Source organism: Methylophaga sp. UBA2689 (genome assembly GCA_002354555.1).
GTDB lineage: Bacteria > Pseudomonadota > Gammaproteobacteria > Nitrosococcales > Methylophagaceae > Methylophaga.
The window spans coordinates 1-8,672 of sequence record DELT01000030.1 but is presented as its reverse complement, the minus strand read 5'-3'; the positions used below and the strand labels follow the sequence as shown (position 1 = coordinate 8,672).

The following is an 8,672-nucleotide window of genomic DNA, read 5'->3' as shown; positions in this document are numbered from 1 at the left end:
CTGGCAGCTATTGCGGCCGCGCATCATGTTGGTGTGACAGTGGAGCATGCCTGTGAAGCATTGAACCAGTTTAAAGGTGTTAAGCGTCGCCTTGAGCTACGAGGTGAATGTCGGGGAATCAAAGTCTATGATGATTTTGCCCATCATCCCACGGCGATTGCTACCACCTTGCAAGGTTTGCGGGCCAACGTTGGTCAGCAGCGATTGATTGCCGTTTTGGAACCGCGTTCCAATACGATGAAAATGGGCGTGCATGAGCATACTTTGGCTGCATCGCTAAACGCAGCTGATAAGGTCATTCTCTATCAGGATCCAAATTTAACCTGGTCATTAGATAATATTCAGCAACAACTGGGTGATAGCTCGGTATTGCTGCGAAATATTGATGATGTGGTCGGGCAATTGGTCAGCCAAAGTAAAGCCGGCGACCATATTGTGGTGATGAGCAACGGCGACTTTGGCGGCATTCATCAAAAAATCCTGGATGCGTTGGCCAATGACTGATTCACAACAAATTGCATTGGCCATTACCGGCGCATCGGGTGCACCCTATGCCAAACGTTTACTAGAACAATTGCTGTTGCAGGGAATCACAGTGCATCTGATGATTTCTGCTGCTGGTCGAATTGTATTAGCCGATGAGCTGGACTGGAAACTACCGGCTCGTGCAGCAGATGCCACCAAAGTATTGGAAACACAATTTAATTGCCAGGCTGGACAGATAAAACTGTATGGCGAGCAACAATGGTCTTCGCCACTTGCCAGTGGCTCGCATTCAGTCCCCACAATGATTGTCTGTCCCTGTACCATGGGAACCTTGTCGGCCATCGCTTGTGGCGGCAGCGATAATCTGATTAATCGTGCCGCTGATGTAATGATTAAAGAGCAACGTAAATTGATCGTTGTCCCACGTGAAGCACCTTTTTCGCCTATTCATTTAGAAAATATGCTGAAACTTTCACGGCTGGGTGTTTGTATTATGCCGCCCAATCCCGGTTTTTATTTCCGACCGCAGACACTTGAAGACGTTGTTGATTTCGTGGTGGCCAGAATTCTCGATCAAGCCTCTATAAAACACCAATTGATGCCACGCTGGGGCGAGTAATTATCGGCCCAGATACTGAGCCATATACTAACTCGCGTATAATGACCGCAGAGTCAAAATTCGGATAATAGCATGTCAGATATTGAAATCGCCCAACAAGCCAAAATGCAGAATATAACCGAGATCGCCACGCAAAAATTAGGTTTGCAGGTTGACGATCTGGATAGCTATGGACGTTATAAAGCCAAGGTTTCTTTGCAGGTAATGGATGATCTGGCGACTAAACCCGATGGCAAATTGATTCTGGTTACAGCCATTAGCCCTACACCTGCTGGCGAAGGTAAAACCACTACGACTATTGGTCTCAGCGATGCGTTGAACCGCATTGGCAAAAAAGCCACTGTCTGTGTTCGCGAACCCTCAATGGGTCCATGTTTTGGTTTAAAGGGTGGAGCTGCCGGGGGCGGTTATTCGCAGGTGGTTCCAATGGAAGACATCAATCTGCACTTTACTGGTGATCTGCATGCGATCGCAGCAGCACATAACCTGCTAGCAGCAATGATTGACAATCATATTCACCATGGCAATACCCTGCAGTTGGATACCCGTAAAATTACCTGGCAACGGGTTGTGGATATGAATGACCGGGCCTTACGTCATATCACAATAGGCATGGGTGGCCCAGCAAATGGCTTTGTTCGGGAGGATCGTTTTGATATTGTGGTGGCCTCAGAAGTCATGGCGATATTTTGTCTGGCAGCATCATTAACCGAATTAAAACAAAGGCTCGGTGATATTCTGATTGGTTATTCGATTGATGGCACACCAAGATATGCCAGTGATCTAAATGCTCAGGGTGCTATGACGGCTTTGCTTAAAGAAGCCATTAAACCGAATCTGGTGCAAACTCTGGAAAATAATCCTGCGTTTGTTCATGGCGGACCTTTTGCCAATATTGCGCATGGCTGCAATTCAGTTATCGCTACCAAAATGGCGTTAAAACTTAGCGATTATGTGGTGACTGAAGCTGGCTTTGGTGCAGACTTGGGTGCTGAGAAATTTCTTAATATCAAATGCCGGAAAGCCGGTATTCGTCCTGATCTTGCGGTAGTTGTCGCGACAGTTAAGGCATTGAAATACCATGGTGGTGTCAATGTGCCGGATTTGGCTGCTGAAAATTTGACGGCGCTTGAATCGGGTTTAACCAATCTTCGTAAACATTTACATAATTTACAAAACGAGTTCGGTTTGGAATGCGTGGTAGCCATTAATCACTTTATTCAGGACAGTGATGAAGAAGTTGCGTTGATTAAAGACGCTGTTGAATCCATGGGGGCAACTGCCATTTTAGCCCGGCATTGGGCTGAAGGTGGAGCGGGAGCCGAGTTATTAGCTCAGACGGTAGTGGAAAAGTTACAGCAACCTGGAAAATGTAACTTGCTGTATAGCGACAGCGCAACGTTATGGGAAAAAATTAATGCTGTCGCCACGCGATTGTATGGGGCAAATGAAGTGATTGCCGATAAAAAAGTACTGAACAAACTCGGCGAGTTTCAATCATTGCATGGAGATTTACCGGTATGTATGGCAAAAACGCCTTACTCATTCAGTAGTGACCCTGGTTTACGCGGAGCCCCTGAACAGCACAGTTTGACTATTCGTGATGTTCGTTTGTCGCGAGGTGCAGGGTTTATTGTCGTGCTTTGCGGTGATGTGATGACCATGCCCGGTCTGCCGAAAATTCCTGCAGCAGAACGCATTGATATTGATGAGAAAGGTGTTATCAGTGGCTTGTTCTGATTAACCGGAACGTCGCAGACTGAAATAAAGCATTAAGCCGCCCCAAAGTCCCAGAACCCAGCTAAGCACGGGCATGCCAGCCAGCATATTGGCTGAATAGCCATCAAGGCCTTTGATAATAGCTGCGCCCACAATAAAGGCAGCGCCACTAACGGCGGTGGCCGTACGGTAGCTGGAATGGCGAACTTCCTGACGAATCTTGTCCAAATCCTTAGATGATAATTGCATATGCAATTGACCCGCCTGAGCTTGCTTGGTTAAATCGTGCAACATTCGGGGCAAGGTTGGTAATGTCTCTGCCCAGGTTGGTACTTCTTTCTGCAGCGATTTAACAGCTGCCTGCCAACCCAGCTTTTCCTTCATCCATTGTTCCAGAATCGGCTTGGCGGTTTGCCATAAATCCAGGTCGGGATAAAGGTCACGTCCAAGACCTTCAATGTTCAGCAGTGTTTTTTGCAGTAAAACCAGTTGTGGCTGGATCTGCATATTAAAGCGTCGGGCCGTCTGAAAAAGTCTTAGCAACAATTGTCCAAATGAAATCTCTTTCAAAGGACGGGCAAAAATAGGCTCGCAAACACTGCGAATGGCCGATTCAAATTCATCCATTCGGGTTTCTGCCGGTACCCAGCCGGATTGGATATGCAGCTCCGCAACACGGCGGTAATCATGATTGAAAAACGCCAGAAAATTTTCAGCCAGATAACGTTGGTCCTCCGGCGACAGCGTACCCATAATGCCAAAATCAATGGCAATGTAACGGGGCAATTGCGGATTACTGACATCGACCAGAATATTACCGGGATGCATATCGGCATGAAAGAAACTGTGTCTGAATACCTGGGTAAAGAAGATTTCCACTCCAATCGTCGCCAGCAGTTCCAAATCGATATTATGTTGTTTTAATAACGCTATATTGCTGATAGGTGCGCCAAATACCCGTTCCTGTACCAACAGATTCGGTCTGGTTAGTGACCAGTAAACTTCCGGAACATACAATAACCGTTCATCAGCAAAATGCCGTTTCAATTGCGACGCTGAAGCTGCTTCACACAGCATATCCAGTTCATCGAACAGGTTTTTTTCCAGCTCGGCTACCACCTCACGAGGACGTAGACGTTTGCCTTCAGACCAGTATTTTTCCGCTAAACCGGCGAGGGTATAAAGCAGGTCAACATCGCGACGAATCACTTTCTCAATCCCTGGACGCACCAGTTTAAGAATAACCTGCTTACCGTCAGTTAAGGTCGCGGCATGTACCTGCGCGATTGACGCAGAGGCCAATGGCTCAGCCTCTATATGGCTGAAAATTCGTTCCGGTTCACCTTCTTCATAGGCAGCATGAATTAAAGCTAACGCAACATCGTTGGGGAAGGGCGCAACCTGGTCTTGCAGTTTTGCCAATGAATCAGCGATATCTTCCGGTAATAAGTCCCGGCGGGTAGAAAGGATTTGACCAAATTTGACAAAAATCGGTCCTAAATCCTGCAGCGCGAGGCGAATTCGTTCTCCTCTGGGCAAGTCAGCTTTATGACGCCAGCGATAGGGTGAAAACCAGCTCAGGAAACGATATGGCCGGAAAAAATGTATGGCCAAAATCAATTCGTCGAGACGATGGCGACCTAGCACATGATTTATTTGTAATAAACGTCCGAACTGACTGAGCTTCATGTTTTTTTCTCGATAAGGTTTTGCAGCCTTTTTATTCGGGCTTCCAGTCGTTCGGTATCGGCACGAAGCAGATCCACATTTTGCATAAATCGCTGTGTTTGCGATTTATCCGGCAAATACTGACTTTCTTCTCGCAGATATTCGGCCAGACTCTGCTCAAATTCTGAGCGATTGTAATTCAACCAGTCAAAACCACGTCGAAGACTCTGAGCCAGCGGATAAGCCAAGGTATCACCAGTAACTCTGGCGAGTTGTTGTTCCCAGTCGAAATCAAAGTGTTGCTGCCAGTCCTGTAACTGTTTGGCAAACTGGACATCCCCACGGATTTGAATCTGATTGGAAAACAGGCTGTCCGGTTGCTGTACTAGTTTCAGTAAGGCAAAGCTATCTGCTTTGATCATTAAATCCGCGACATGTTCTTCGGCTGTTTCTAGCAGAATCCGGTCATCAGTAAATCTGGCGATAACGGCAATATTCAGGTTGGTAATATCAATTCGAATACTACGACTGGCAAAACGCTGAAGCTTTTCATGACTTTCCATATCAAAACGCAAGGCATGATTCAGTGCTATTTCAAGCGGTTTTAAAAATAAACTCATGATTTAAAATTTATAACCACTATGTAAAGCCACAATACCCGCAGACATATTGATGAAGTCAACGCGTTCAAAGCCGGCTTCTTCCATCATTAGTTTCAGACTGGACTGATCCGGGTGCATGCGAATCGATTCAGCCAGATAACGATAACTTTCAGCATCATTGGTAAACAGTTTGCCCAGCGCCGGTAACACCTTGAATGAATAGGTATCGTAGATCGGTGTCAACCAGCTGGCAGGCTGGGAGAATTCCAGTACCATTAATTTTCCGCCGGGTTTAAGTACTCGCAACATAGAAGCAAGTGCTTTGTCTTTATCGGTGACATTGCGTAGGCCAAAAGCAATGGTGATACAGTCAAAGGTATTATCAGGAAATGGCAATGCTTCAGCATTGGCCTGGACATATTCAATATTACCGGCTTTACCGAGATCGGTAAGCCGATCACGACCAACATTCAGCATGGAAGCATTAATATCTGCCAACACCACTTTACCGGTTGGCCCAACCATATCGGCGAACTTTGCCGTCAGATCTCCCGTCCCACCGGCAATATCCAGGACTTTGGCTCCGCGACGCACATTACTGTTATGTAAAGTAAAACGTTTCCAAAGCCGATGAATCCCCATTGACATCAAATCATTCATTAAGTCGTATCGACCGGCCACCGAATGAAATACTTCGGCAACATGCCTGGCTTTTTCCTCAGTAGGAACTTGCTTGAAGCCAAAATGGGTAGTGTTGTTATCTTCCATAAATTCCTCAGGCGTCTTGCTGACGCTCGTAGCCTTCAGCCATTAATTTTTCCAGATAGGTTTGCCAGTATTGATCCTGATTTATTGATAGTTCATAAAGGTATTCCCAGCTGAACAGACCGCTGTCATGACCATCATCGAAATAAATTTTGATGGCATAATGACCAACTGGCTCAATATTGCTGATACCCACTTTTTCTTTTTGCACTTGTAACACTTCCTGTCCAGGACCATGCCCTTGAACTTCGGCAGAAGGTGAGTGCACTCGCAGGAATTCTGCTGATAGCAAATAATGCTCATCCCCGTAGACCAGTTCCAGTTTACGAGAGTGCTTATGCAGTTGAATTTCGCTTGGCAATGGTGCCTGGCTCATAAAAGTCCTTAAAGAATATAGCGTGATAAATCTTCGTCCTGCACCAGCTCTGACAGCTGTTGACTGACATAATCTTCATCAATAATAAATTTTTGTTGAGATTCTTCACCTGCTTCGTAGGAAATATCTTCCAGCAACCTTTCCAGCAGGGTATGCAGACGACGGGCACCAATATTTTCGGTCTTTTCATTTACTTGCCATGCAAGCTCGGCAATACGTTTGATGCCATCAGCTGTAAAACTCAAATCAACAGACTCAGTGCCCATTAATGCTGAGTATTGTTCAGTAAGCGAGGCATCCGGTTCTGTCAGAATTCTGACAAAATCTTCTGTTGTCAGAGCATTGAGCTCGACTCTGATAGGTAATCGTCCCTGCAGTTCCGGGATCAAGTCTGAAGGTTTGCTAAGATGAAAAGCACCAGAGGCAATAAACAGAATATGATCTGTTTTCAACATGCCGTATTTAGTTGAAACCGTACTGCCTTCCACCAACGGTAATAAATCACGTTGCACACCGGCTCGCGAGACATCTGCTCCACTCCCGGCACCCTCACCACGATGAGTAATCTTGTCTATTTCATCGAGAAACACAATGCCATTTTGTTCGACACGATTAATAACCTCAGCTTTTAAATCTTCTTCGTTGATCAGCTTGGCAGCTTCTTCTTCACTGATTAAACGCATAGCTTTCGCCACGGTTAGTTTTCGGGTTGACTTACGTTGATTACCCATATTTTGGAACATATCCTGTAACTGGCTGGTGAGTTCCTCCATTCCAGGCGGGGTCATTATCTCAACGCCCATTTGGTTTTGTGCCAGTTCCAGTTCAATTTCCCGATCATCGAGTTTGCCTTCACGCAGCATTTTGCGGAATTTTTGTCGGGTATTGGATTCTTCTTCAGTTAATGTGCCGCGTGCAGGTGTGAGCAATGAGTCCAGGATACGTTCTTCTGCCGCATCAGCGGCAAGCGGTTTGGCATCATTAATGGCTTTTTCACGCAACATTTTCATCGCGCTTTCGGCCAGGTCACGAATAATGGATTCAACATCACGACCAACATAACCCACCTCGGTAAATTTAGTCGCCTCAACTTTAATAAAAGGGGCATTTACCAGGGAAGCCAGTCGTCTGGCGATTTCAGTTTTACCGACACCGGTCGGACCAATCATCAAGATATTCTTGGGAGTTACTTCTTGTTGCAAAGTCGCATCAAGCTGTTGTCGACGCCAGCGATTACGCAAGGCTATCGCAACGGCTTTTTTGGCTTCATGCTGACCGATAATGTGTTTATCTAATTCATGAACAATTTGTTTAGGCGTTAGTGATTGATTCATCATTATTTGTTGTAATCCAAAGTTTCTATAGTGAGGTTGTGATTGGTATAGATGCAGATATCGGCAGCGATATTCAAGCCTTTCTCAACAATCTCACTGGCAGATAAATCAGTGTTTTGCAGTAAAGCTGTTGCAGCAGCCTGGGCGAACGGACCACCTGAGCCAATTGCAATTAAGCCGTGTTCAGGCTCAATGACGTCGCCATTCCCCGAGATAATTAAAGACGCTTCGGCATCTGCAACTGCAAGCAGAGCTTCGAGGCGACGCATCATTCTATCCGTACGCCAGTCTTTAGCCAGTTCAAGAGCACTGCGGGTCAGGTTGCCTTGATGTTTTTCCAGTTTAGCTTCGAAACGTTCAAATAATGTAAAGGCATCTGCGGTGCCGCCAGCAAATCCGGCAATTACTTTATTATGATAAAGGCGTCTTACTTTGCGGGCATTGCCTTTCATAATAGTATTGCCAAGGCTGACCTGGCCGTCACCACCAATCACTACCTGGCCATCACGACGATAGGACAGGATCGTGGTGCCACGGTATTGCTCCATAAAAAACTCCAATTAATATTTAGAAAAACAACGGTGCAGTATACTATGGTGTCACTTCTGATGCCGATTCCAAATCCGTTTTACTCAGCAATTTGATGCTTTTTAATTTAAAAGTGAGATAGTGGTTGACAGCGAGCGGGTATTTCCGGAAAATGCGACCTCTTTAGTGGAGGGGTTCCCGAGCGGCCAAAGGGATCAGACTGTAAATCTGACGGTTCTACCTTCGGAGGTTCGAATCCTCCCCCCTCCACCATTTGTATTAAAGAGTTTACTATTTTGCGGGTGTAGTTCAATGGTAGAACTCCAGCCTTCCAAGCTGACTATGTGGGTTCGATTCCCATCACCCGCTCCATTTTAGTTTGGAAGATATGGCCCGCATAGCTCAGTCGGTAGAGCGCATCCATGGTAAGGATGAGGTCATCAGTTCGATTCTGATTGCGGGCTCCATTATTTCGATTTGATTGGGCAGGGAGTACCTTGCCTGTTTTTGATTTTAACAATTAAAAAGTTTGGCGGGGAGACTGGCATGTCTAAGGCAAAATTTGAACGTACAAA

General features: G+C 45.9%; 9 protein-coding genes and 3 tRNA genes. 6 read left to right on the top strand and 6 right to left on the bottom strand.

Annotation, left to right across the window (positions count from 1 at the left end; all coding sequences use genetic code 11):
* The 3 genes from B3M51_RS02660 to B3M51_RS02650 form a co-directional block, all read left to right on the top strand.
* Positions 1-504: glutamate ligase domain-containing protein (locus tag B3M51_RS02660; RefSeq protein WP_292756631.1), on the top strand; the 504-nt coding region annotated here is incomplete at its 5' end.
* Positions 497-1,105 carry a UbiX family flavin prenyltransferase gene (locus tag B3M51_RS02655; RefSeq protein ID WP_292479252.1) on the top strand — a complete coding sequence of 203 codons (609 nt, stop codon included), beginning with the start codon at positions 497-499 and terminating at the stop codon, positions 1,103-1,105. The genes B3M51_RS02660 and B3M51_RS02655, both read left to right, overlap by 8 nt.
* Positions 1,106-1,177: 72 nt before the next feature.
* Complete coding sequence (locus B3M51_RS02650; RefSeq protein ID WP_292756629.1) at positions 1,178-2,845, top strand: formate--tetrahydrofolate ligase; 1,668 nt, start codon at positions 1,178-1,180, stop codon at positions 2,843-2,845.
* Here B3M51_RS02650 and ubiB read toward each other — a convergent pair whose 3' ends face one another.
* The 6 genes from ubiB to hslV are packed head-to-tail and all read right to left on the bottom strand — an operon-like array spanning position 2,846 to position 8,117.
* Positions 2,846-4,513, bottom strand: coding sequence for a ubiquinone biosynthesis regulatory protein kinase UbiB (gene ubiB, locus B3M51_RS02645; RefSeq protein ID WP_292756627.1), 1,668 nt, complete (start codon positions 4,511-4,513; stop codon positions 2,846-2,848).
* Entirely contained in the window at positions 4,510-5,112 is a 603-nt protein-coding gene (locus tag B3M51_RS02640) for a ubiquinone biosynthesis accessory factor UbiJ (protein ID WP_292756625.1), read from the bottom strand. The genes ubiB and B3M51_RS02640 overlap by 4 nt, the downstream gene beginning before the upstream one ends.
* 3 nt (positions 5,113-5,115) lie before the next feature.
* Positions 5,116-5,862 (bottom strand): bifunctional demethylmenaquinone methyltransferase/2-methoxy-6-polyprenyl-1,4-benzoquinol methylase UbiE, encoded by a 747-nt coding sequence (ubiE, locus tag B3M51_RS02635; RefSeq protein ID WP_292479257.1) that lies wholly within the window; start codon positions 5,860-5,862, stop codon positions 5,116-5,118.
* A gap of 7 nt (positions 5,863-5,869) precedes the next feature.
* A complete protein-coding gene (locus tag B3M51_RS02630) occupies positions 5,870-6,235 on the bottom strand; it encodes a DUF971 domain-containing protein (RefSeq protein WP_292756622.1) in 366 nt (121 codons plus the stop codon).
* Positions 6,236-6,243: 8 nt separating this feature from the next.
* On the bottom strand, positions 6,244-7,572 hold the full coding sequence (gene hslU / locus B3M51_RS02625; protein ID WP_292479259.1) for an ATP-dependent protease ATPase subunit HslU: 1,329 nt from the start codon (positions 7,570-7,572) through the stop codon (positions 6,244-6,246).
* Positions 7,572-8,117: an ATP-dependent protease subunit HslV gene (gene hslV, locus B3M51_RS02620; protein WP_014707506.1), complete on the bottom strand. Its 546-nt coding sequence runs from the start codon at positions 8,115-8,117 to the stop codon at positions 7,572-7,574. Before hslV ends, hslU begins: the two co-directional genes overlap by 1 nt.
* A 168-nt stretch (positions 8,118-8,285) precedes the next feature.
* Here hslV and B3M51_RS02615 point away from each other — a divergent pair.
* The 3 genes from B3M51_RS02615 (at position 8,286) to B3M51_RS02605 (ending at position 8,564) form a co-directional block, all read left to right on the top strand.
* Positions 8,286-8,370 (top strand) — tRNA-Tyr (locus B3M51_RS02615).
* Positions 8,371-8,395: 25 nt separating this feature from the next.
* A tRNA-Gly gene (locus B3M51_RS02610) sits at positions 8,396-8,469 on the top strand.
* 19 nt (positions 8,470-8,488) lie between these two features.
* Positions 8,489-8,564, top strand: a tRNA-Thr gene (locus B3M51_RS02605).
* Positions 8,565-8,672: the final 108 nt, after the last annotated feature.